This is a genomic window from Methylobacterium sp. 88A (assembly GCF_000376345.1).
Lineage (GTDB): Bacteria > Pseudomonadota > Alphaproteobacteria > Rhizobiales > Beijerinckiaceae > Methylobacterium > Methylobacterium bullatum.
Map to the genome: position 1 here is coordinate 4,222,385 of NZ_AQVT01000001.1, position 21,906 is coordinate 4,244,290.

Here is a 21,906-nt window from a genome sequence, read left to right on the forward strand (position 1 = left end):
GTGCAAGCCGCGATGCTCCGCTTCCTAAGCCGCCTTCTCGGATATATCGTCCTCGCGGCGGGCTTCGTCGGCCTCGTCTACGATGGCGCGCGCTCGATCGCCAATAACGGCGTTCGCTTCACCAGCCTGAGCGACCTTCTGATGACGCTGTTCAAGGAGCGCGGGAGTGCGCTCCAGGGCTCGGTGGAGAGCGTGGCCCCATGGCTGTGGCAGGCCCTCGTCCTGCCGCTCACTCTGGCCCCCGCCTGCCTCCTCGGCCTCGGTCTCGGGGCCTTCCTGCTCTGGCTCGGCCAGCCGCCCCGAGAGCCGATCGGCTTTCTCAGCCGGCCCTGACGCCTCGACCGTAAGGCATGGCCGTTTCGACACGGGGCATTCAGGAAGAGGGTCCGGCACCCCATATAGGGAATATCCCGCCCTCTCACGGAGGCCCCGATGCTCCAGTTCTTCCGCAAACGTCCCGAAATGCCGAGCGCCGCCGACGCGCTGCCCGGCCGGTCGACGCCGACCCCCACCACCGAGACCCATTTCGTCAACGGCCATCCGCTGAAGGGCCCCTATCCGGAGGGAAGCGAGCAGATCGTCCTCGGGCTCGGCTGCTTCTGGGGCACCGAGCGCAAGTTCTGGCAATTGCCGGACGGAATCGTCGTGACGGCGGTGGGCTATGCCGGTGGCTTCACGCCCAACCCGACCTACGAAGAGGTCTGCTCGGGCATGACCGGGCATAACGAGGTGGTTCTCGTCGTCTACGATCCGGCCGTTCGCCCCCTGGAGGCGGTACTCAAGACGTTCTTCGAGAACCATGACCCGACCCAGGGCATGCGCCAGGGCAACGATGTCGGCACGCAGTACCGTTCGGGCATCTACACGGCGAACGAGGCGCAGGCCGAGACCGCCCGACGCGTACGGGAGACCTACGGGGAAGCTTTGAAGGCACGCGGGTTCGGCGAGATCACCACGGAGATCGTCCCCCTCGATACGTTCTACTTCGCCGAGGGTTACCATCAGCAATATCTCGCCAAGAACCCTGCGGGTTATTGCGGTGTCGGTGGCACCGGCGTGACCTGTCCGATCGGTACCGGCGTCGCCGCCTGAGGCGCCTCGCCCGCCGAGCTCACCGCTTGTCGAGCTTTGCCGCACATGCCAAACCCCGCCCGGTCGGGCGGGGGATTCGAGACGGATGATCGAACAGGTTTTCGAACGCGTACTCTTCGCGTGCCGCTGGCTACTGGCGCCGTTCTACGCGGCGCTCGGCATCGGCATCGTCGTGCTTCTGGTCAAGCTGTTGCAGGAACTCGCTCATTTCGTCCTGCACATGTGGAGCGCCACCGAGTCGCAGATCATTCTCGGCGTGCTGACCCTGGTGGATCTGTCCTTCACCGCGTCGCTGCTCATCATCGTGATGTTCTCGGGCTACGAGAACTTCGTCTCGAAGATCGATCATACGGACCACAAGGACTGGCCCGAATGGATGGGGACGATCGACTTCACCGGGCTGAAGCTGAAGCTGATGTCGTCGATCGTCGCCATTTCGGCGATCTCGCTGCTGAAAGCCTTCATGGACATCAAGGCGACGCCGGACCGCGAATTGTACTGGCTCGTCGGTCTCCACATGGTCTTCGTCGTGTCCGGAATCCTCATGGCCCTCACGGATCGGATCGCCGCCGGCCACCACGACAAGTAAAGACGCCGCGATGACCCGCGCGGACGCCGTCGGCGAAGCGCTTCGTATCCTCGCTCCGCGCCTGCCCGCTTTCGAGACGGACTCCGTCCTCTCCCGGGCGCTGACAAGTCCGGGGCTGCGGAATGCGAGCCCCGAGAACGCGGCTTGGCTCGCCCTCGTCGCCTTTGCCCGCCACGTCTTCACCGAATACGATTCCTATCTCGACGAAGGCTACGACCGCGACAGTGCCCGCCATTTCGTCCTCGACGAGCTCAACGAGACGTTGCGCGGCTGGGGCGTACGCCGAACGGTGTCCGAGGACGTCGAGCAACCGGACGACGAGTGATCACCGGGTCCGCACTGCCCCCCCGAAGCGGACAACCGCGGGAAACCTTTCCGGTCACGGCACCGTTCTCACCGTCGAGGGGGCCGCGACCGTTCATAGGACAGTGGCCATGCGCAGAATGCTCCCGATCATCGCCGGCCTGGTGCTCGCATCCGGCGCGGGTCTCGACGCCGATAGGGCGTCGGCGCAACAGGTCGCCGATCCGGCCGCCTGCACCTCGTTCGACTGGCCGCTCCTGCGTGAGCAGGCCTGGTTCGAAGCTCCTTCTCTCCCCCGGCTCGATTCCGGCGCGACCCTCTCTGCAGAGATGCCGGGCGCCGTCCTGGCACTCAAGCCGATCGCCGAGGCCGATCTCCCCTTCGTGCCCTCGCGGCAACCGAATCCCGGCACATTCGGCGGCAGCTTGCGAATACCGCCCGTCGTTATGCCCGGCCTGTATCAGGTGACCCTGTCGGACAATGCCTGGATCGACGTGAGCCAGGACGGCACGACGACGCGCAAACCCGTGGCGAGCACGATGCGGCCCGGATGTCCGGGCGTTTCGAAGAGCGTCCGGTTCCAGTTCGGCACCACGCCCATTCTCATCGTCGTCAGCGGCGCGAAATCGGACTCGATCAAGATCTCGGTCTCGCCAGCGGAATAGCCGAGAGCTCTCGACGGCCCGATGGCCGATGGACTAGGTTGGCGCCATGCACCTGACCTTACGCTCGTTCCGCCTCGCGGCCCTCGCCTTCCTCGCCTGCGGAGGGGCCGCACAGGCCCAGGACAGGGGCAGTGTGAACCCCAAGCCACTACCGCCACTGGACAATCCCGACGCGCCCTCGACACCGGCCAAAGCCCTGTTCGGGCGGGCAACGACGCCGGCTCCCGGCCCTGCAAGACCCTACGGATCCTATGCCAAGGGATGCTTCTCCGGCGGCGAGGCGCTGGCCCAGGACGGACAGAACTGGCAGGTGATGCGCCTCTCACGCAACCGGATGTGGGGCACGCCGAATCTCGTGGATTTCATCGAGCGACTGGCGGCCAAGGCGCCCAGCGTCGGTTGGAACGGCCTTCTCGTCGGCGACATGTCCCAGCCTCGCGGCGGACCGATGCTCACCGGCCATGCCTCCCACCAGCTCGGCCTCGACGCGGATATCTGGCTGACACCGATGCCAAACCACCGCATGACACGCGCGGAGCGCGAGGAGACCTCGGCCACCAACGTGGTGCGCACGGACCGCCTCGACATCGATCCGCAGGTCTGGACACCGGAACATCTCAAGCTGATCCGCCTCACGGCACAGCAGCCAGAAGTCGCGCGCCTCTTCGTCAACCCGGCGATCAAGAAGGCCCTGTGTCGGGGAGCGGGTGGCGACCGCTCCTGGCTCAACAAGGTTCGCCCGATGTACGGGCACAATTACCACTACCATATTCGCCTCTCTTGCCCGGCCGGCGACGATCAGTGCGGGGACCAGGCCCCGCCGCCCCCCGGCGACGGCTGTGGCGAGGAACTCGCCTATTGGTTCAGCGACGCGGTGCTGAACCCGCCGAAATCGACGAAGCCGGTGAGGCCCAAGCCGCCGATGACCATGGCGGCCCTTCCTGCCGCCTGCCGGGTGGTGCTGAAGGCCCGGTGAGCGCTACGGTTCTGCGGGCCAGGAGCATGGACCGATGTACCGCGACGCAGTGCTGACGGGCGGGGATCCGGAACGGCAGGCCGGATAGGCCATGCGGTCCTGCATTGCGACCGCACCATCCCTTATCGGAGTCCCACAATCGAACGGACTGGTTCCACTGCGGTCGTCGGCAGGACAATATCGGGTGGTCCCGAAGCGATCGGCCGGACTTCGTCCAGGGCATGGACAACATCCGTTCCGTTCAGATTCGTCAGCCGGCGCGCGGTCAGCATGAGCGTGCGCGTGCCGGACAGGGCCGCCATCTCCGCCGCATCGGTTTCGCCGTCGCGGGAACTCGTCGCCTCGTCGATAACGATCACATCCGGTAATGACGGCCTGGGGGTCGGAGGCATTCAAGAGCGATGCTGATCGCCCCGACCGCTGAAGAATCGGGGGCACAGCCGGAACTCCTCGCGGGGGGACTTAACCGTTCGATGGGCCGAGGGGCCGGGTCTCGCGCGCGCGGCGCAGGAAGGCGCGTGGCGGCTGTCCCGTGAGACGGCGGAAGGTCTTCGACATCTGGCTCGCATCGTTGAACCCCGCCAGGGGCACGATCTCGCTCAGGCTCAACGTCCCGCTGGCAATCAGGTCCTGCGCCCGGTTCACCCGCTCCCGCAGGATGAACTGATAGGGTGTCACGCCGAAGGATGTCTTGAAGGCGCGAACGAGATGGCCGACGCTGGTGCCGACGGCGTCCGCCAAGTGTTGCAGGCTCAGCGGTTCAGCGAGGCGGGAGAGGATCAGTTCGCGAAGGGTCGCGGCCTGTGGCGACGTCAGCGTGGGGCCAGTGCGGCGGGGCATCGTTTCACCGCCTGAGAACAACTGCAGCAGCGTCGCCGATACGCTTTCCACCAACAATGGCCCGGTGGAGCATCCCGTCTCCAGGTCGGCCGACACGGCTTGCAGCAGATGGCTCACCGCGATCTGCGAGCGCGACGGAACGAACTGGGTCCGGATCTGTGTCTTGGTGAGGGAGGCGTCGGTGATGCGCTCGACGGCCTCCGGGGCCAGTCTCAGTGTCAGCGTACGGAACGGCCCGGTCCAACTCTCGACCACGGCAGCCCCCGGCTCGAGGACGATGATGTTGTCCTCCGAGAAATCGTAAGTCTGGCCCGACCAGAGAAAGCGCTGACTCGGCGGCGCCAGCGACAGGGCGAAGTGGATGCCTTGCTGGACGATGGACACCGTCCCCTGGCTGCCGAGCATGATGTCGCTGAAGCCGATGCCGGACCACCCGAGGCCCGCGCTGGTCTGGAGCACAGCCTCGATCTCACCGTGGAGTTCGATCGTGCAACCGCATTCGCTCTGATCAATCCGCATTCACGCGATCATGATGCATGCGAAAACTCCCATTGGCGGCCCGTCTCCCGGACGGTCGCAAGAAACTCGTCTCGAAAGGCCCCGTCCTCGAGCGCCCAGTTTGGGCATTCGATCGGCAATGAGCCTCCTTGACGAACAACCGCCACCGCAAGCCGTTCGTTCTGCACTTTCTTGCAAAGCGATGCAGCACGCAAGGGTGAGATCCAATGAACCTGCATCCGACGCGACAAGGCCTATTGTGAGATGTCTTGCCTTTGTCGCTCAGCCTAGCCCGCTGACGGTGACTGCCACGGCCTCCTCGGGCAATGCGACTGCCCTTTGTCAAATCTATAATAAAACTTGCCGCCCTCGGACCACCTCACTGCGGGGGGCGCAGATCATTGTTGTCGCCTAAGCCGATAGGAGGGGAAGCAAATTCCACACAGTCAAGCCTCGCTTTGTCGATTGACTTACCTGCGACAAATTGTCAAATAATTCAAAAAACATGATGTTTATCAGTGCTTTGATTAGGAAAATACAGAATTCCAATCCTTGCCTCATCCTCAGCAAGAATCGCCAAATTCCAGCAAACTTGGTGAGGAAAATCAGACCTTCGCCGACCGTAGCCGAAGGAACAGCCACGCCGTCATCAATCGACAACAAAGCTCACCGAGGGGCGACCTCAGGCATGAAGGTCGAAATTGAGGGTTGATGGACGATTCTGAGCGTGTAGTCTGGATAACAGAAAGCAAGACCGAATGCTTTCAAACTTAGACTAGAGAAAAAGATCGATATACCGAATACACTCTGGAGAGAATGAATGTCTAAGACGAATGACACCATCCGCACCCTCGATGCATCCGAGCTCGATGCGGTCGGCGGCGGCCTCTCCCTGGGTCTCGACCTCGACCTTTCGAGTGAACTCGGTGCCGTTTCGGGCACGATCGACCAAGTCGGCGGTTTGGTCGGCGGTCTCGTCGGTGGCCTGCTCGGCGCCGTTGGTGGCCTCCTGGGCGGCAAGTAGCCCGGCCCGCCAACCCGATTTCTCGGCGTGGCGCGAAGCGAACGCGCCGCCTAATTCCGGAGATGTGACATGACCCAGAACCTCGACACCATCCGCGAACTCGATGCCACCGAACTCGACGCCGTCGGCGGCGGCCTGTCCCTCGGTCTGGACCTTGACCTGTCCAGCGAACTCGGCGCCGTTTCCGGGGTGGTCGGTCAGGTGGGTGGCTTGGTGAGTGGCCTCGTCGGCGGTCTTCTCGGCGCGGTCGGTGGCCTCCTCGGCGGCCACTGAGCACTGATCCGCATCAATCCTGATCGGTGAATAAGCGCGGCGGGCCGGTAGGCCCGCCGCGTTTCTCGTGCATAACACGCCTCAACATCGAACTACGCCGCCCTTGGGCTAGGAGGACCGCCGAACCCGATGACGTCGCCGCTTTTTCGCGCAGAGGTCGCCCGAGCGCGCCAGGATTCCTGGTTGGGCGAAGCCCAGATCGTGCAGCCGCTCTCAATCCGGCTGATGACCACGATCACGATCCTGATCACCATCGCGGCAATCCTGTACGTGGTCTTCGGCACCTACACCCGCCGTATCCACGCCTTCGGCATGCTCACACCGGATGTGGGTCTCATCACCGTGGCGAGCCCGGTGGCCGGACGCGTCAGCGCCTCGGGGGTGAAGGAGGGGGACCGGGTCGTGCAGGGCCAGCTTCTCTACACGCTCGACCTCGACGCCGTCTCAGCCAACGGCCCGACCCAGCAGCGCATCATCGATCAGCTGGCCCGGCAGAAGGAGACGATCGAGGCGCAATCTCGGTTGCGGTCGGCCATGGCGGCCACCGAGAAGCGCTCGCTCGCCGAGCAGATCGACAACCTCCAATCCCAGTCGCGGCAATTGGAGGAGCAGGTCCAGTTGCAGGAGAAGCTGGTGCCCCCGCTGAAAGAGCGGGTCGATGTCCTCGCCAAGGCGGTGAGCGACGGCTTTGCCCGCTCGGCAGACCTCCAGAACCAGAATTACCTCTACCTGCAGGCGAGTTCCCAGCTTGCCCAGTTCCGCAATTCGCGCCTGCAGCTCATGGGCAAGGTCGGCGAGTTGCAGGCGACGCTCGCCACCTTCGACGACAAGCTCGCCCGCGACCTCGCCGAGATGGACCGCACCGCCGCCCAGTTGGAGCAGCAGCGGGCCGAGAGCGAGGCACGCCGGGCCATCGAGGTGCGGGCGCCGGAGAAGGGCATCCTCACCTCCATCCGGGTCCAGGCCGGCCAAGGCGTGGCGGCGGGCGCCACGCTGCTCACCCTGCTACCGAGCGAGGGCCGGCTCCAAGCGAACCTGTTCGTGGAATCCTCCGCCATCGGCTTCATCGATACGGGGGAGGCCGTGATGCTGCGCTACGCGGCCTTTCCCTTCCAGCGCTTCGGCCTCTACCGCGGCACCGTCACGGAGGTCACCCGCGCGCCCCTGGAGGCCGCCGACCTGCCGGAAGCCGCCGGCGCCAAGGCGAAGAATGGCGACGGCATCTACCGCATCATCGTGCGGCCGGACGAGAGCAGTGTGGTCGCCTATGGCGAGAGCCGCCGTCTGGAAGCCGGGATGCGGGTCGAGGCCGACATCGCACTGGAGAAGCGCCCCCTCTACCGCTGGCTTCTCGACCCGCTCTATCGGGTCAAGCGCAGCGTCGATCTCGTGACCCGCGGCGGATGAAAGCGTGAGCCTGCTCAGCACCCTTCAGTTCGGCTTCGGCCGGCGCGTGCCCGTCCTGCTTCAGGCGGAGGCCGCCGAATGCGGCATGGCCTGCCTCGGCATGGTGCTCGGCTATCACGGCCGCCATGTCGATCTCGGCGCCCTGCGCCGCCGGCACGCTCTGTCGCTCAAGGGCATGACCCTGCGCAATCTCGTCGATCTCGCGGGCTCGATGGGCCTCGCAACCCGGGCCTTGCGGGCGGAACTGAAGGACTTGCCCAAGCTCAAGACGCCCTGCATCCTGCATTGGGGGCTCAACCACTTCGTCGTGCTCACCGCCGTGAACGGCAGGGGGATCGTCATCCACGATCCCGCCCGGGGGCGGCGCAAGCTCACCTTCGCGGAGGCGTCGCGCGAGTTCACGGGCGTCGCCCTGGAAGCGAGCCCGACCACCAGCTTCGTGCGCGAGAAGCGGCAGCGCGGACTGGCGCTGGGCGACCTGTTCCGGACGATCGGCGGCATCCGCCCGGCGCTCGCCCAGATCCTGGCCCTGTCCCTCGGCATCGAGCTCGTCGCGATCCTGATGCCGATCGCATCGCAGATCGTCATCGACGAGGTCATCGTCAACGCCGATCTCGACCTGTTGCTGGTGGTGGCGGTGGGGCTCGCCCTTCTGCTCGTCGTCCAGCTCGTCCTCTCGGTGGCGCGGACCTGGGCGATCATGCTCACCGGGACCAAGCTGAACTACCAATGGTCGGGGAGCTTGTTCGACCACCTCTCGCGCCTGCCACTGGACTATTTCGAGAAGCGGCACGTCGGCGACGTGATCTCGCGCTTCGGCTCCCTGGCGACGATCCAGAAGGGGCTCACCACCGATCTCGTCCAAGCCGTGCTTGACGGGATCATGTCCATCGGCATGCTCGCCATGCTGGTGGTCTATGGCGGCTGGCTATCCCTCGTCGTCGTCGCCTCAACGGCGCTCGCCGCGGCGCTGCGGATCGCCGCCTACGCCTCCTACCGCGAGGGCACCGAGGAGGCGATCGTCGCCGAGGCGCGCCAGCAGAGCCATTTCATCGAGACCGTGCGCGGCATGGCGAGCGTGAAGCTCCTCGACCTGCGCGAGCGCCGGCGCGGCACCTGGATGAACCACTTCGTCACCTCGCTGAACGCCCGGCTGCGGCTCCAACGCCTCGACCTCGTCTTCGGCCGGGCCAACGAGCTGCTGTTCGGCGTCGACAGGCTGCTCCTGCTCGTGCTCGGCGCGCGGGCGGTCATCGACCAGTCGATGACGCTCGGCATGCTGGTGGCCTTCCTCGCCTATCGCGACCAGTTCTCGCAGCGGATCGCCAACCTGATCCAGTCGGGCTTCCAGCTGCGCATGCTCAACGTCCAGACCGACCGGCTGTCGGACATCGTCATGAGCGAGCCCGAGGAGGGTTCCGGCTCCACCCTGGAACCGGCCGCCCCGGCGGTGATCCGGGCGACGGAGGGGACGGGGAGTGTCGCCGCAAAGGAGCTCGCCCTGCGCTACGGCGCGGACGAGCCCTGGATCTTCCGCGACCTCAGCCTCGACGTGCCGGCGGGGACGAGCTTCGCCATCACCGGCACCTCGGGCTCGGGCAAGACCTCGCTGATGAAGATCATGATGGGCCTGCTGCCGGCGAGCGAGGGGCGCGTCCTCGTCGACGGGCAAGAGATCCGCACCCTCGGGGCGGCCAGCTATCGCCGCCGGATCGCGGGCGTGATGCAGAATGACGGCCTCTTCGCCGGCTCCATCGCCGAGAACATCGCCAGTTTCGACGAACGGCCGGATGCCGGCTGGATCGAGGAATGCGCCGCGCGCGCCGCGATTCTCGCCGACATCAAGCGCACCCCGATGGGGTTTGAGACCCTCGTGGGCGATATGGGCTCGACGCTCTCGGGCGGCCAGAAGCAGCGGGTCATCCTGGCCCGCGCCCTCTACCGCAAACCGGAGATCCTGTTCCTCGACGAGGCGACGAGCCATCTCGACGAAGCGACGGAAGCTGTCATCGCCGAGGCTTTGCGCGATCTGCGCATGTCCCGCATCATCGTCGCCCACCGCCCGGCCACCATTGCCGGAGCGGACCACGTCTTCACCCTGACGCCCTCCACATGAGGCCCTGTTGGGACGAGAGCCTGCGTGCCCGCCCGTCGAGGGGCCACCCTGGGGCGAGCGTCAGACGCCGCGATAGTGTTCGTCGGTGACCTGTTCTAACCACGTCACCGCCCGGCCTTCGAGCTGCTCCTGGATCGCGATATGCGTCAGGGCCGTCGTTGCCGTTGCCCCGTGCCAGTGTTTTTCACCCGGCTCGAACCAGACGACGTCGCCCGGCGCGATAGCCTCCTTAGGGCCGCCCTCCCGCTGAACCCAGCCGGCCCCGAAGGTGACGATGAGCGTCTGGCCGAGCGGATGCGTATGCCACGCGGTGCGGGCGCCCGGCTCGAACGTCACGCTCGCTCCGGCGACCCGCGCCGGTTCGGGCGCGGAGAAAAGAGGGTCGATCCGCACGGTCCCGGTGAACCATTCGGACGGTCCCCTGCCGGACGGTCGCGACCCGCTGCGTGTGATGTCCATTCGCCTGCTCCTCCGTTTTCGCCGGATCGACCGTCAAAGCGACCAGCCACCATCGATCACCGTGGCGGCTCCGGTCACGAACCCACCGACGTCCGAGCACATCCAGAGCACCGCTTCTGCGATCTCCTCCGGCTTGCCGAGGCGCCCTACCGGTTCGAGGTCGATTGCCTTTTGAACGTCGCCTCCCGTGAAACGGTCCATCATCGGTGTTTCGATATTGCCGGGCAGGATGGCGTTCACCCGAATGTTCTTCCTGGCATAGTCCAGCGCCGCCGAGCGGGTCAGACCGATGATGGCATGTTTGGAAGCGGCATAAGCCGCGCCACCCGCGACACCGCGGATGCCGGCACCGGAAGAGGTGTTGACCACCACGCCGCCACCCTGGCGCACCATCTGCGCCAACTCATACTTCATGCAGAGGAAGGTCCCCCTCAGGTTGATGTCGAGGATGCGGTCCCATTCGTCGAGTTCGATCTCGTGGACCGGCGTGGCCCTGTTCTCGACTCCGGCATTGTTGAAGGCACAGTCGAGGCGTCCGAAGCGTTCGACGGTTCCGGCAATCGCCGCTTCCACCTCTTCCGGCAGAGACACGTCGCAACGGATCGCCAGGACTTCTCCGCCGGCCGCTTCGATCTCGGCCCGCAAGTGTTCCAGGGTCGCCTCAGTCCGGTCGGCAATCGCCACGCGAGCCCCCTCGGCCGCGAAAGCGAGGGCGGCGGCACGTCCGATGCCGCTGGCGGCACCTGTGACGAAAACGACCTTTTCGGTGAAACGGTGCGTGGTGAGCATGTCGGAAGCCTCCGGCTGGCCGTGATGGCGAGCCTTATCGCTCACCGATCAGCGACAAGTAGGCTCACGGCGTCACTCCGATGACCCGCCATTGCTTCAACGGACCGATGAGCATGGCTCATCGCCGGGCGACATCGCGCCTACAGACCGAGCGGGCGAAGCTCGCGAACCAGATCGATGAGGAGCCGCAGGCCTGTCGGCAACTGGCGGCGTCCCGGATAGTAGATGTGAAAGCCGGCTCCCTCGGGTGCCCAATCCGTCAGAACGACGCGCAGTTCACCGCGACCGACCGGCGACCTGACGCATGGTTCGGGGAGGTAGGCCAGCCCCCCGCCTGCCATCGCGAGGGACAGTGCGAAGTGCGTGTTGTCGATCGTCACGGCGCCGGGCACGTCGAGCGCGAGCGACTCACCGGCCCGTTCGAACTCCCAACCGTAGAGCCGTTCGTCGCCGAGGCGGATGCGCAGGCACCGATGCGCCAACAGGTCGTGTGGATGCGCCGGCGTTCCATGCCGATCGAGATAACAGGGTGCGCCGACAACCACCCAGCGAAGGTCGGCCGACAGGCGCTGGGCGATCATGTCCTGAGCGACGGTGCCGCCATATCGGATGCCCGCATCGGCCCCGGCATCCACGATGTCGAGCAACTCGTTGGAGACCCGGACGTCGATCTCAATCTGCGGATGGCGCTCGCTGAAGGCGGGCAGCACTGGCGCGAGCAGCAGCGTGCTGGCATGTTCGAGCACATTGAGACGAATGCGCCCCGCGGCGTTCCCTGGCTCCCGGTGGCGGTTGAGCCCATCGAGCGCCGAACCGATCGCCGCGAAGGGCGCATCGAGCGACGCCAGAAGCTCTTCGCCCGTTGCGGTCAGGGTGACGCTCCGGCTGGTGCGATTGATCAGCCGCACGCCGAGGCGAGCCTCCATCGCCTTGAGGGCATGGCTCAGCGCGGAGGCACTGACACCGAGTTCCAGCCCCGCACGCCGGAAACTCAGGTGGCGAGCGATGGCGAGGAAGGTGCCGAGATCGGCAAGATCGGTCCGACTGGTCAGCATGAGGCAGGGGAACGTCCGCTGGCGGGAAAGTGATCCGAGCCGGCCTCCGTCAGCACAGGCTCGCAGGCCGAGGTTATCCAACGTCAGGCATTGTCCCTAGGGACTTCCGGTTCGACCGGGCACAATCGGCCGATGGGCCTGCTTCTCATCCTCTCCATCGGCCTCGTGGCGGGCGTCGTCAGCGGCATCATCGGCACCGGCTCCTCGATCATGCTGGTGCCGGTTCTCGCTTATGTCTACGGGCCCAAGGAGGCCATCCCGATCATGGCGGTCGCGGCCGTGATGGCGAACCTCTCGCGCATCCTGGCATGGTGGCGAGAGGTCGACTGGCGGGCCGTCGCCGCCTATGCGGCGACCGGAATTCCGGCAGCAATGCTCAGCGCTCGCACGATGCTGGTCCTGCCGCCGCGTGCTGTCGATCTGGCGATCGGCGCGTTCCTTCTGGCGATGATCCCTGGACGCCGCTGGCTGGCCAACAGCCTCGTCAGAGTGCGGGTCCCCCATCTGGCGGTTGCCGGAGCGGCAATCGGCTTCCTGACGGGCATCGTCGCCTCGACCGGCCCGGCCTCGGTTCCGGTCTTCATCGGCTACGGCCTCACCAAGGGTGCTTTCATCGGCACGGAGGCGGCTGCGTCGCTGGCAATCTACCTGACCAAGACCCTGACCTTTCAGGGAACCGGCGCATTGCCGGCCGAGGATTTGGTCAGAGGCCTCGCCGTGGGCGCGGCGCTCATGGTGGGGGCGTTCGTGGCAAAGCCCTTCGTGCTTCGCCTCGCCCCGGAGACGTTCCGGTTCATGATGGACGGGCTTCTGGCGATCTCGGGCACGTGTCTCGTCTGGAATGGCCTCGGGTGACCCATCGCGTCGAGGAGCCGAGGCCGTGCTGAACGCGAAAGGGGCTACCGGGCCATTGCGGTCCGGCAGCCCCTTTCGGATCGTCTTCGAGCCGGCTGGACCGCCACCCGGCTCGAAGTGGGACGGGCGTTACTCCGCAGCCTGGAGAACCGGCATCTCGGCTGCCAGAGGCATCGGGTTGCCGCCCAGTGCCGCCGCGAGTCTGACCTCGTCCACTTCACCTTCCCAGCGGGCGACCACGATGCAGGCCACGGCGTTGCCAATGAAGTTGGTGAGCGCGCGGCACTCGGACATGAAGCGATCCACGCCGAGGATCAGCGCCATGCCGACGACGGGCACGGAGGGGACCACCGCGAGGGTCGCCGCCAGAGTGATGAAGCCCGAACCGGTGACGCCGGCCGCGCCCTTGGAGGAGAGCATGGCCACGAGGAGCAGGAGGCCCTGCTCGCCGTAGGTGAGCGGCGTGTCCGTGGCCTGCGCGATGAAGAGCGCCGCCATGGTCATGTAGATGTTGGTGCCGTCGAGGTTGAACGAGTAGCCGGTGGGGACCACGAGGCCGACGACGGGCTTCGAGCAGCCGGCGCGCTCCATCTTCTCGAGCAGCGAAGGCAGGGCCGACTCTGAGGACGAGGTACCGAGGACGAGCATGAGCTCCTCCTTGATGTAGCGGATGAGCTTGATGATCGAGAAGCCGTTGTAGCGGGCGACGAGGCCGAGCACGCCGAGCACGAAGATCGCCGAGGTCAGGTAGAAGGCGCCGACGAGGTAGGCGAGGTTGGCGAGCGAGGCGATGCCGTACTTGCCGATGGTGAAGGCCATGGCGCCGAAGGCGCCGATGGGGGCGACCTTCATGATGATGTTGACGACGCCGAAGATGGCTTCCGACAGCACCTTGATGATGTCGAGAACCGGCTTGCCGCGATCGCCCAGGAAGGCGAGGCCGAAGCCGAACAGCACGGAGAAGAACAGGACCTGAAGGATCTCGCCGCCCGAGAACGCACCCACCGCCGTGGTCGGGATGATGTTCATGAGGAAGTCGGTGATCGACTGCGTCTTCGCCTTGTCGGCGTACATCGCGATCGACTTCGGATCGAGGGACTTCGGATCGATGTGCATGCCCGCGCCCGGCTGGACGAGGTTCGCCACGATCAGGCCGACGATGAGGGCCAGGGTCGAGAAGGTGATGAAGTAGATGAGCGCCTTGCCGCCGACGCGCCCGACCTTCTCGAGATTGGTCATGCCGGCGATGCCGGAAACGACCGTGAGGAAGATCACCGGCGCGATGATCATCTTGACGAGCTTGATGAAGGCGTCGCCGAGCGGCTTCATGTCCGCGCCGACCTGCGGGTAGAAGTGGCCGAGGGTGATGCCGATCGCCACGGCGAGGAGCACTTGGAAATACAGCGTGCGATAGAGGGGCTTGGGCTTTGCCGCCGCGTGCGGCGCGGTGAGCGGTGACGGTATGGTGGCCATGGCGGGCTTCTCCCTTGGGAATAGATCGGTTCGGATCGAAGCGCCGGGGTGTCCGGGGCTCGTCGTCTTTTGGTCTTGGCGTCCGGGGCTGGCCCCCTTCGGCGCGCAGCCCTGCGATGAACGCAGGGCTGCGTTTCGGTCTGAGAATGGCAACCGCCGTGCCAAGTCGGGAACTCCTGAAATAATTCGTTAAAACATTGATTTGAGACATATTTTTCAGATGGTCGCCAATCTCCTCCTCACGTCGAATGCGGTTATCCGCACCCCGTCCCGAAATTCCGTCCGGGATTTCGCACTGGAGCGAGCCCGTTGAATTCGAATGTCCCGCCTCGCGAGGGAACCGATCGCGGACTTCTGAAACGATCACGCCGGAGCCTCGCCCTCGCCGCCAGCCTCGTCCTCGTATGGGTCGCGGCGTGGCTGGCCGGGCAGGCCGCCGAACGCTGGGCGCTGTCCGACCTGCGCCGCACGGCACAGTCGACCCTGGCGCTGCAGGTCGGCGCCTTGCGGGCCGAGATGCAGAAGCAGGCCTCGCTCCCCCTCGCCCTCGCGGCGGACCCGGAAATCGCCGCCGTGGCGGGGCCGGATCCGACGCCGGCCATGGTCGAGCAGGTGAGCAAGCGCCTTGCCCAGGTGGCGGCCGCCACGGGCTCGGCGGTGATCTACGTCATTCGCCCCGACGGCATCACCGTGGCCGCGAGCAACGCGGAGGCCGAGCGCAGCTTCGTCGGCCGGGACTACGCGTTCAGACCCTACTTCCGGCAGGCCATGGCCGATGGCGCCGGGTCGCAATTCGCCTTGGGCACGGTGAGCGGCCGGGCGGGGCTCTACCTGTCGCGGCGGATCGGCGAGGCTGGCGGCGTCGTCGTGGTGAAGATCGAGTTCGATGGGGTCGAGGCCGCGTGGCGGCAATCGGGAGACGGGGTGTTCGTGGCCGATGCGCGGGGCATCGTCCTCGTGGCGAGCGATCCCGCCTGGAGCTTCGCCACCCTGCGCGAGGTCGGCGACGACGAGCGGAAGCGCATCCGCGCGGCGCTGGAATTCGGCGAAGCGCCGCTCTCGGCGCTCCCGCTCCATCCGGTCGGGGGGATGCAGGATCTCGTCCGCGTCGGCCGGGGCTCACGGCCGGCGCGGACGGCCCTCGCCCTGGACGCCCCCATTCCGGGCACCGACTGGCGGCTCCATACCCTGACGCCCGTGGGCCCTGCCGTGGACCGCGAACGGGTGCAGGCCTGGATCATCGCCGCCCTCGGCACCGGCTTGGCCTGTATCGGGATCGCGACCCTAGCGGGCCGTCGGCGGCGGACCCGCCAGCACCTCGCTCAGGCTGCGGCGCGCCGGGAAGAATTGGAGAGGAGCGTACGCGAGCGGACGCTGGAGCTCACCGACGCCAACAGGATGCTCCGGCTGGAGATCGAGGAGCGGCGGAGGGCGGAGGAGGAACGACGGCAGGCGGAAGCCGAGCGGGAGCGCCTGGGCCGCGAACTCGCCCAGGCCGGACGGCTCGCAGCGTTGGGGCAGTTCGCCGCCAGCATGGCGCATGAGATCAACCAGCCGCTGGCCGCCATCCGCTCCTACGCCGACAATGCGGCGATCCTGGTGCGGCGGGGCCGGGGCGAGGAGGCGGCGGAGAACGCCTTCGCCATCGGCCGCCTCACCGACCGCATCGGCGGGCTGACGCGGCAGCTCAAGGGGTTCGCCCGGCGCTCGTCGCCCCGTCGCGAGCCCGTGGCGCTCGCCGATATCCTCGCCAACAGCCTGGAACTGGTGGAAGCACGGGCGCAGGCGGCCCGGATTGCGGTCTCGGCGGAGAGGCCGGCTCCCGGCCTCTACGTCCTCGGCGACGGGCCGCGCCTCGAACAGGTCGTGGTGAACCTGCTCCAGAACGCCCTCGACGCGGCGGCGGGGAGCACCGATCCACGGGTCTCCCTCCTGGTGCGGGACGTGCCCGATAATCGCGTGGTCATCGAGGTCCGCGATACCGGGCCGGGCCTCCCCGAGACCATCCGGGCGCAGGTCTTCGATGCCTTCTTCACCACCAAATCCGATGGGCTCGGTCTCGGGCTCGCCATCGCGCGCGGAATCGTCGAGGATTGCGGCGGCAGCCTGAACGCCATGGACGATCCGGCCGGCGGCGCGGTGTTTCGGATGGAACTGGCCAAAGCCCCCGTGGAGACGACACCGTGAGCGTTGAAGAGGGGGCGGGCGGGTCGGCCGAACGGGTCGTCTTCATCGACGACGAGGCGGATGTCTGCCGCGCCAACCGCCAGAGCCTGGAGCTCGACGGGTTCACGGTGGAGACATTCGGGGCCGCCGGGCCGGCGCTGGCCGCCATCCTCGCCGATCCGCCCGGCCTCGTGGTCACCGACGTGCGCCTGCCCGATCTCGACGGCATCGCCCTGTTCGGGCGGATCAAGGCGATCGATCCGGAGCTGCCGGTCATCCTGATCACCGGGCATGGCGACATCCGCATGGCGGTGGGCGCCATGCGCGACGGGGCCTACGATTTCCTGGCCAAGCCTTATCCGGCCGAATCCCTCGTCGCCTCGGCGCGCCGCGCCCTGGAGCGGCGCCGGCTCGTCCTCGAGAACCGTACCCTGCGCGCCCGGCTGGACGCGGCGGTGGAGGAGGACCCGGCCTTCCTCGGCATCTCACCCGAGATGGTGCGCCTGCGCCGCCTCGTGCGCGAGGTCGCCCAGGCCGATGTGGACGTTCTCGTCTTCGGCGAGACCGGATCGGGCAAGGAGGTGGTGGCGAGCGCCCTGCATCGCTGGAGCCGGCGGGCCGGCCGGAATTTCGTCGCCATGAATTGCGGGGCGCTGCCCGACAGCGTCGTCGAGAGCGAGCTCTTCGGCCACGAAGCGGGCGCCTTCACCGGGGCGCTCAAGCGCCGCGTCGGCCGGATCGAGCACGCGCAGGGGGGTACGCTGTTCCTCGACGAGATCGAGAGCATGCCGCTCGGTCTCCAGGTCAAGCTCTTGCGCGTGCTGCAGGAACGGGCGGTGGAGCCGCTGGGCACCAACGAGATCCGCCCCATCGACATGCGCGTGGTGGCGGCGACCAAGGTCGATCTCGGCCAGGCGGCGGCGCAGGGCACCTTCCGCGACGACCTCTACCACCGGCTCAACGTCATCACGATCGCGATCCCGCCCCTGCGCGACCGGCGCGAGGACGTGATGCTGCTGTTCCAGGAGTTCCTGACCCGCGCGGCGACGCGCTTCGGCCGCGAGCCCGCGCCGATCACGCCGGCCGTGCGGGAGCACCTGCGCCGGCACGACTGGCCCGGCAACGTGCGCGAACTCGGCCATTTCGCCGAGCGTCACGCCCTGGGCCTCGGGCAGAACGAGGTGTCGCCGCCCGAGGCCGCCACCGCCGGAACCCTGGCCGAACAGGTCGACCGGTTCGAGCGCGGCCTGATCCGCGAGGAGCTGATCATGGCCGGCGGCGACGTCCGCATCGCCGCCGAATCCCTCGGCACACCGCGCAAGACCCTCTACGACAAGATCGCCCGGCACGGCCTGACGCCCACCGATTATCGTTGAGACGGAAGGGCTTGGCTCTCCTCAGAAGCGGCGATCCTTGCGGTCCGGGTTCGGGCCGGTGGTGTGATAGCTGGCCATGCAGGCGTGATAGATCTGCGAGCCGAGGTCGTAGAGGCTGAGGTTGTTCGGGTTGGCGGCGCTGAACACCTGCGCCCTGGCCTGTTCGCGACAGGCGGCGTCCTGCGGGCTCTGGATCGGCGGCTCGTTCACCTGCTGCGCGAGGGCGGCCCCCGTGAGAGCGATGAGGAGAAAGGCGGTCAGAGTCGTGCGCATGGTGTCGAATTCCGTCGCGGGGAGAGGGACATAGGGAGGGGAAGGGTCTCGGTGGTGACGAGGATCGTGCCGGGAGCCCCCTCCCCCTGCGGACTCGCCGGCTCTGGCAAGACGAAAGAGAATCTCGCGCGGTCCATCCCCGATCTGTGCCGTGAGACCCCGACCGGGGCAAGACGCCATCGACGGGCGGACTTCGAATCCGGTGCGCGCCGCCCGAGCCGGATCGCCACCGCCACGCGCACCCTGTTTCGACCGCCATCGGGCGGCCTTTCATGCGCCATCCACACGGGACATTAACGGCCGGCGTGCTCTTGGAAATCCGGAGCCGTACCGGTGGATTTCCCCCCGGTATCGGCCATGACGCGGCCATCGCCATGCGGATGGCCGCCCGACCCGCCTTCAGCCCGCCGACCGCACGGACGACCCACGGATGAACCCCTATCTCCTCCTCGCCCTGGCCATCGGCGCCGAAGTGACGGCGACCCTCGCCCTCAAGGCGGCCGACGGTCTCACCAAGCCGGTGCCGACGATCATCGTGGTGCTGGGCTACGGCACGGCGTTCTGGCTGATGTCGAACAGCATGAACATGCTGCCGATCGGGATCGTCTACGCGATCTGGGCCGGGGTCGGCATGGTCGGCGCGGCGGTCGGCGGCGCGCTGCTGTTTCAGGAGCCGATCACCCTGCCGATGATGATCGGGATCGCGGTGATCGCCGTCGGCGTGACGATCCTCGCCTCGGGCCAGACCGCGCATCACTGAGGGGTGATGTCGCGATTTGCCCGCCTCCGGCCCCGCTTTCGCCGCCCCCGGCTCGCCGGGGCGCTGATCTGCGCCTTGGCGCTGGGCGGGCTGGCGGCCGCCATCGGGCCGCTGCTCGGCGTGCCGAACCCGATCACGCTCGCCGCCCTCGCCATCGTCGAGCCCTCCGCCGTGGGCACCTGGTTCGCGAGCCGGGTGGTGGCGGCCCCACCCTCGTCCCGCCCCCTGCCCGTCCGGCTCCACGCGATTCCCGACCGGGTTCCCTGGAAGGGACGGAGCGTTCCCCTGGCGGAGATGCTGCGGGCGACCCATACCAACGCCCTGCTGGTGACCCAGGACGGCGTTCTCGTCCACGAATGGTACCGCCCCGGTTCGGGGCCGGCGACGCTGTTCCCGTCCTGGTCGGTGGCGAAATCGGTGGTCTCGCTGCTGGTCGGACAGACGATCGCCGAGGGCAAGCTCGCCGAGACGGACCACGTGGCGGCCCTGCTGCCGTATCTGCGGGACGAGCCGGCCTTCGGCCGCATCACCGTCCGCGACCTCCTCGACATGACGAGCGGACTCGCGGTGCCGGAGAATTACGACCCGTGGGACCCGCTCACGGGCACCGCCGGCATGTACCTCACCCGCGACATCCGCGACTTCGTGCGCGACCACGCCACCCTGTCGTCGAAGCCCGGCAGCACGGGGCAATACCGCAGCATCGACACCGAGATCCTCGGCCTGATCCTCGCGGAGGTCCAGAAGAAGCCCCTGGCCCACCTCCTCTCGGACGCGATCTGGAAGCCCATGGGCGCGGAGGCGAAGGCGACCTGGAATCTCGACCGGCCGGGGGGGACGGAGAAGGCCTTCTGCTGCATCAATGCCGTGGCGCGGGATTTCGCCCGCCTGGGGCTGATGGTGGCCGATCATGGCCGCGTCGGCGGCACGCACATCGTTCCGGCACGCTGGATCGAGCGGATCGAGACCCCGGCGCGCCGGGATGTCGACGGCTGGCCCTACTCGGCGCAATGGTGGCACGTGCCGGAAGGGGACGACGACATCTCCGCCATCGGCGTCTACGGCCAGTACATCTACATCAACCGCGACACCGGCACGGTCATCGTCAAGCTCAGCGATCACGGCGCCGAGCAGGACGAGGCCGACACGTTGGCGGTGATGTTGGCGATCTCCCGGGCGCTGGCGGCGGCGCGCCCGGCGCGTTGAGGCGAAGGACCGGGCGGCGGGACCACGCGGCGCTCTCCGTCATCGGAGCCGAGGGTATCGGCCGATGATGCGCAATCTCAGCCGTTCCGTCTGAAGTTGCACATAGGCATCTTCAGCCTCGATGCATGTGCCGAGGGCCTATTTTCATTTGCTAGTCCAAGGTCTTACCTCATCCTGAGGTGCCGCGTAGCGGCCTCGAAGGAGGCATCCAGGGATCGCTTTGGTGTCTGGAGGGCTCCTTCGAGGCCCGCTGACGCGGGCGCCTCAGGATGAGGTAAAGCCTTGGAAAACAACGTAAACAGGCCTCCGTCTATATAGTAGTGAAAATCTGACGTTTGGTACCCGCTGCCGGGGCTGCTTTAGACCCTCAGCAGGCTCTGGGAAGGGCCGCTTTCAAGCGGCTGGTTTGAACAGAAAATTAAACTGGAATGGGTGTATTTCGGACCATCTGCTCTCGATTGGGCCATCGAAAAACGGATGTAGGATTTTTGTGGCTATATGGCAGAGACCTCAATAATGACGCCTAAATCGCATAAAGTTAGCTAGTATATATAAAATGCTGCAAAGCAGAGCATTTTATATTATATGTCGTCAATCTAATCGTTGGCCCGCGCAGAAAGCGCTGGATCATGGTTGTTAAATAGATCCTTAAACTGCTCGTCACTTAGGCTGTCGATGCCGAACTCGCCATAATCGGGATGATCGACGAGGCGCCAACCTAGAGCGTCACTAAAGTCAACGGAGTGAAACGGCCCTAAGCAGAAGTTCTTGGCGCAGTAGTAGTGAGCCACGAAAGGATTGCTCTCCCATTCGCGCTTGATGAAGCCGGCTCCCAACGTGCCCTCAATAAACCAGGGCTGTTGCCCAAAGGCACAGAATTGCTGCTCGATAATCCGACTCAGCAATTTTGCTGCCGTCAGGGCATCTTCTCGAAGTTGAGAAGCAGTTTCCAGATTGAAGTGGATCGACCGGTTTCGAAGCTTCTCCAGATCGCGAAACGAAACGATTACCTCGGGGAGCAGCACCTGCCACGCTTTAAGCGTATCAATGGCAATCGACCAGCAATCAAAAGATTTCTTTCGGTATACGATCTTGTATTGCGGTGTTGATTTAAATTTCTCTCGCAGGTCAAGGATGAGGTGATTGAGAATGCGCTCACCCAATGCGCAGGCCCCAGTTAACGCCGCATAGTAGGCGCCGCTGACAAACGCAGTACGGACATGGTTGAACATTGAATTGTGGTGGGCAACAATCGAAAAAGGCTTGACGCCGAAAGCAGCAAAATCATCAATTTTACGATCAATGTTTAGGCTGCCAAACTCCGCATTAAGACTTGCGATGATTTGATTGTACTGAGCATCCCATTGCGCCCGCGCTTCCTCGCTCCAGTTTTCGCCCGGCGTTGCCACGAGATGACTCGGCCGTGAGTCGAAGTCGAAATTGAAGATGCGGTGGCGCCGGACGCCGCGGTCACTGACTCCTGGAACGCGCTGTCCATCCACCTCGTTTCCGCTCATCGTATCTCCCGCCAAGCGAGCCTGACGTAAACCCGGAAACAGTCAAAACTAGGCCTTCTAAGGTCTCGTTATGCTGATTTGTCCGCAATGGGATGCCCATAACGATATGGCGATCATCTATTTCCGCTTGCGCACAGTCCTGGCACCGGCAACCCCAACATCCTTTTTGCACTCTATGAGATAAACTTACGCGA

The 21,906-nt window shown here is 65.9% G+C and carries 23 protein-coding genes; 15 read left to right on the top strand and 8 right to left on the bottom strand.

Annotated features, from left to right (window positions below):
• The first annotated feature begins 12 nt into the window (after positions 1-12).
• The 6 genes from A3OM_RS0120180 (at position 13) to mepA (ending at position 3,625) form a co-directional block, all read left to right on the top strand.
• Positions 13-333: a hypothetical protein gene (locus tag A3OM_RS0120180; RefSeq protein ID WP_018045596.1), complete on the top strand. Its 321-nt coding sequence runs from the start codon at positions 13-15 to the stop codon at positions 331-333.
• A gap of 99 nt (positions 334-432) precedes the next feature.
• Positions 433-1,092 carry a peptide-methionine (S)-S-oxide reductase MsrA gene (gene msrA / locus A3OM_RS0120185; protein ID WP_018045597.1) on the top strand — a complete coding sequence of 220 codons (660 nt, stop codon included), beginning with the start codon at positions 433-435 and terminating at the stop codon, positions 1,090-1,092.
• A gap of 85 nt (positions 1,093-1,177) precedes the next feature.
• A complete protein-coding gene (locus A3OM_RS0120190; protein WP_018045598.1) occupies positions 1,178-1,681 on the top strand; it encodes a TIGR00645 family protein in 504 nt (167 codons plus the stop codon).
• A 10-nt stretch (positions 1,682-1,691) separates the two neighbouring features.
• The gene (locus tag A3OM_RS0120195; protein ID WP_018045599.1) at positions 1,692-2,006 is read left to right on the top strand and encodes a DUF2293 domain-containing protein; all 315 of its coding nucleotides are present in this window, start codon (positions 1,692-1,694) and stop codon (positions 2,004-2,006) included.
• Between the two features lie 109 nt (positions 2,007-2,115).
• Positions 2,116-2,649, top strand: a complete 534-nt coding sequence (locus A3OM_RS0120200) for a hypothetical protein (protein ID WP_157196513.1) — start codon at positions 2,116-2,118, stop codon at positions 2,647-2,649.
• A 46-nt stretch (positions 2,650-2,695) separates the two neighbouring features.
• Positions 2,696-3,625, top strand: a complete 930-nt coding sequence (gene mepA, locus A3OM_RS0120205; RefSeq protein WP_018045601.1) for a penicillin-insensitive murein endopeptidase — start codon at positions 2,696-2,698, stop codon at positions 3,623-3,625.
• Positions 3,626-3,747: 122 nt separating this feature from the next.
• On the opposite strand, the gene A3OM_RS0120210 is transcribed toward mepA, so the two are convergent.
• Positions 3,748-3,984: a hypothetical protein gene (locus A3OM_RS0120210; RefSeq protein ID WP_018045602.1), complete on the bottom strand. Its 237-nt coding sequence runs from the start codon at positions 3,982-3,984 to the stop codon at positions 3,748-3,750.
• Between the two features lie 103 nt (positions 3,985-4,087).
• Positions 4,088-4,984, bottom strand: coding sequence for an AraC family transcriptional regulator (locus A3OM_RS0120215; protein WP_018045603.1), 897 nt, complete (start codon positions 4,982-4,984; stop codon positions 4,088-4,090).
• Positions 4,985-5,783: 799 nt separating this feature from the next.
• On the opposite strand from A3OM_RS0120215, the gene A3OM_RS0120220 reads away from it, so the two are divergent.
• The 4 genes from A3OM_RS0120220 (at position 5,784) to A3OM_RS0120235 (ending at position 9,783) form a co-directional block, all read left to right on the top strand.
• Positions 5,784-5,987 (top strand): hypothetical protein, encoded by a 204-nt coding sequence (locus tag A3OM_RS0120220; RefSeq protein WP_018045604.1) that lies wholly within the window; start codon positions 5,784-5,786, stop codon positions 5,985-5,987.
• Between the two features lie 69 nt (positions 5,988-6,056).
• Entirely contained in the window at positions 6,057-6,260 is a 204-nt protein-coding gene (locus tag A3OM_RS0120225) for a hypothetical protein (RefSeq protein WP_018045605.1), read from the top strand.
• A gap of 129 nt (positions 6,261-6,389) precedes the next feature.
• Positions 6,390-7,667 carry an HlyD family efflux transporter periplasmic adaptor subunit gene (locus A3OM_RS0120230; RefSeq protein WP_018045606.1) on the top strand — a complete coding sequence of 426 codons (1,278 nt, stop codon included), beginning with the start codon at positions 6,390-6,392 and terminating at the stop codon, positions 7,665-7,667.
• A gap of 4 nt (positions 7,668-7,671) precedes the next feature.
• The gene (locus tag A3OM_RS0120235; protein WP_018045607.1) at positions 7,672-9,783 is read left to right on the top strand and encodes a peptidase domain-containing ABC transporter; all 2,112 of its coding nucleotides are present in this window, start codon (positions 7,672-7,674) and stop codon (positions 9,781-9,783) included.
• Between the two features lie 60 nt (positions 9,784-9,843).
• Here A3OM_RS0120235 and A3OM_RS0120240 read toward each other — a convergent pair whose 3' ends face one another.
• The 3 genes from A3OM_RS0120240 to A3OM_RS0120250 all read right to left on the bottom strand — a co-directional run bounded on the left by A3OM_RS0120240 (position 9,844) and on the right by A3OM_RS0120250 (position 12,086).
• Entirely contained in the window at positions 9,844-10,242 is a 399-nt protein-coding gene (locus A3OM_RS0120240; protein ID WP_018045608.1) for a cupin domain-containing protein, read from the bottom strand.
• 33 nt (positions 10,243-10,275) lie between these two features.
• Positions 10,276-11,031: a glucose 1-dehydrogenase gene (locus tag A3OM_RS0120245; RefSeq protein WP_018045609.1), complete on the bottom strand. Its 756-nt coding sequence runs from the start codon at positions 11,029-11,031 to the stop codon at positions 10,276-10,278.
• A 140-nt stretch (positions 11,032-11,171) separates the two neighbouring features.
• Complete coding sequence (locus A3OM_RS0120250) at positions 11,172-12,086, bottom strand: LysR family transcriptional regulator (protein ID WP_018045610.1); 915 nt, start codon at positions 12,084-12,086, stop codon at positions 11,172-11,174.
• Between the two features lie 132 nt (positions 12,087-12,218).
• Here A3OM_RS0120250 and A3OM_RS0120255 point away from each other — a divergent pair, with 132 nt between their 5' ends.
• Positions 12,219-12,941, top strand: coding sequence for a sulfite exporter TauE/SafE family protein (locus A3OM_RS0120255; RefSeq protein WP_018045611.1), 723 nt, complete (start codon positions 12,219-12,221; stop codon positions 12,939-12,941).
• 129 nt (positions 12,942-13,070) lie between these two features.
• Here A3OM_RS0120255 and A3OM_RS0120260 read toward each other — a convergent pair whose 3' ends face one another.
• Positions 13,071-14,414, bottom strand: a complete 1,344-nt coding sequence (locus A3OM_RS0120260) for a dicarboxylate/amino acid:cation symporter (protein ID WP_018045612.1) — start codon at positions 14,412-14,414, stop codon at positions 13,071-13,073.
• 309 nt (positions 14,415-14,723) lie between these two features.
• On the opposite strand from A3OM_RS0120260, the gene A3OM_RS0120265 reads away from it, so the two are divergent.
• A complete protein-coding gene (locus A3OM_RS0120265; RefSeq protein WP_018045613.1) occupies positions 14,724-16,601 on the top strand; it encodes an ATP-binding protein in 1,878 nt (625 codons plus the stop codon).
• Entirely contained in the window at positions 16,598-17,956 is a 1,359-nt protein-coding gene (locus tag A3OM_RS0120270) for a sigma-54 dependent transcriptional regulator (protein WP_018045614.1), read from the top strand. Before A3OM_RS0120265 ends, A3OM_RS0120270 begins: the two co-directional genes overlap by 4 nt.
• A gap of 21 nt (positions 17,957-17,977) precedes the next feature.
• Here the strand turns inward: A3OM_RS0120270 and A3OM_RS0120275 are convergent, their stop codons facing one another.
• The gene (locus A3OM_RS0120275; RefSeq protein WP_018045615.1) at positions 17,978-18,229 is read right to left on the bottom strand and encodes a hypothetical protein; all 252 of its coding nucleotides are present in this window, start codon (positions 18,227-18,229) and stop codon (positions 17,978-17,980) included.
• Positions 18,230-18,659: 430 nt separating this feature from the next.
• Between A3OM_RS0120275 and A3OM_RS0120280 the strand changes: the two genes are divergently transcribed.
• Together A3OM_RS0120280 and A3OM_RS0120285 are read left to right on the top strand one after the other, a co-directional pair.
• Positions 18,660-18,989 carry a multidrug efflux SMR transporter gene (locus tag A3OM_RS0120280; protein ID WP_018045616.1) on the top strand — a complete coding sequence of 110 codons (330 nt, stop codon included), beginning with the start codon at positions 18,660-18,662 and terminating at the stop codon, positions 18,987-18,989.
• Positions 18,990-18,995: 6 nt separating this feature from the next.
• Positions 18,996-20,195, top strand: a complete 1,200-nt coding sequence (locus A3OM_RS0120285; RefSeq protein WP_018045617.1) for a serine hydrolase — start codon at positions 18,996-18,998, stop codon at positions 20,193-20,195.
• Between the two features lie 596 nt (positions 20,196-20,791).
• Here the strand turns inward: A3OM_RS0120285 and A3OM_RS24420 are convergent.
• Entirely contained in the window at positions 20,792-21,712 is a 921-nt protein-coding gene (locus tag A3OM_RS24420; protein ID WP_157196514.1) for a hypothetical protein, read from the bottom strand.
• Between the last annotated feature and the right edge of the window lie 194 nt (positions 21,713-21,906).

Bases quoted from the DNA above. Each gene is read 5' to 3' on its own strand.
- A3OM_RS0120285 (WP_018045617.1), top strand. From the start codon at position 18,996: ATGTCGCGATTTGCCCGCCTCCGGCCCCGCTTTCGCCGCCCCCGGCTC.
- A3OM_RS0120255 (WP_018045611.1), top strand. From the start codon at position 12,219: ATGGGCCTGCTTCTCATCCTCTCCATCGGCCTCGTGGCGGGCGTCGTC.
- A3OM_RS0120275 (WP_018045615.1), bottom strand. From the start codon at position 18,229: ATGCGCACGACTCTGACCGCCTTTCTCCTCATCGCTCTCACGGGGGCC.
- A3OM_RS0120190 (WP_018045598.1), top strand. From the start codon at position 1,178: ATGATCGAACAGGTTTTCGAACGCGTACTCTTCGCGTGCCGCTGGCTA.
- A3OM_RS0120180 (WP_018045596.1), top strand. From the start codon at position 13: ATGCTCCGCTTCCTAAGCCGCCTTCTCGGATATATCGTCCTCGCGGCG.
- A3OM_RS0120195 (WP_018045599.1), top strand. From the start codon at position 1,692: ATGACCCGCGCGGACGCCGTCGGCGAAGCGCTTCGTATCCTCGCTCCG.
- A3OM_RS0120230 (WP_018045606.1), top strand. From the start codon at position 6,390: ATGACGTCGCCGCTTTTTCGCGCAGAGGTCGCCCGAGCGCGCCAGGAT.
- A3OM_RS0120225 (WP_018045605.1), top strand. From the start codon at position 6,057: ATGACCCAGAACCTCGACACCATCCGCGAACTCGATGCCACCGAACTC.
- mepA (WP_018045601.1), top strand. From the start codon at position 2,696: ATGCACCTGACCTTACGCTCGTTCCGCCTCGCGGCCCTCGCCTTCCTC.
- A3OM_RS0120245 (WP_018045609.1), bottom strand. From the start codon at position 11,031: ATGCTCACCACGCACCGTTTCACCGAAAAGGTCGTTTTCGTCACAGGT.
- A3OM_RS0120280 (WP_018045616.1), top strand. From the start codon at position 18,660: ATGAACCCCTATCTCCTCCTCGCCCTGGCCATCGGCGCCGAAGTGACG.
- A3OM_RS0120215 (WP_018045603.1), bottom strand. From the start codon at position 4,984: ATGCGGATTGATCAGAGCGAATGCGGTTGCACGATCGAACTCCACGGT.
- A3OM_RS0120200 (WP_157196513.1), top strand. From the start codon at position 2,116: ATGCGCAGAATGCTCCCGATCATCGCCGGCCTGGTGCTCGCATCCGGC.
- A3OM_RS24420 (WP_157196514.1), bottom strand. From the start codon at position 21,712: ATGAGCGGAAACGAGGTGGATGGACAGCGCGTTCCAGGAGTCAGTGAC.
- A3OM_RS0120220 (WP_018045604.1), top strand. From the start codon at position 5,784: ATGTCTAAGACGAATGACACCATCCGCACCCTCGATGCATCCGAGCTC.
- msrA (WP_018045597.1), top strand. From the start codon at position 433: ATGCTCCAGTTCTTCCGCAAACGTCCCGAAATGCCGAGCGCCGCCGAC.
- A3OM_RS0120260 (WP_018045612.1), bottom strand. From the start codon at position 14,414: ATGGCCACCATACCGTCACCGCTCACCGCGCCGCACGCGGCGGCAAAG.
- A3OM_RS0120250 (WP_018045610.1), bottom strand. From the start codon at position 12,086: ATGCTGACCAGTCGGACCGATCTTGCCGATCTCGGCACCTTCCTCGCC.
- A3OM_RS0120240 (WP_018045608.1), bottom strand. From the start codon at position 10,242: ATGGACATCACACGCAGCGGGTCGCGACCGTCCGGCAGGGGACCGTCC.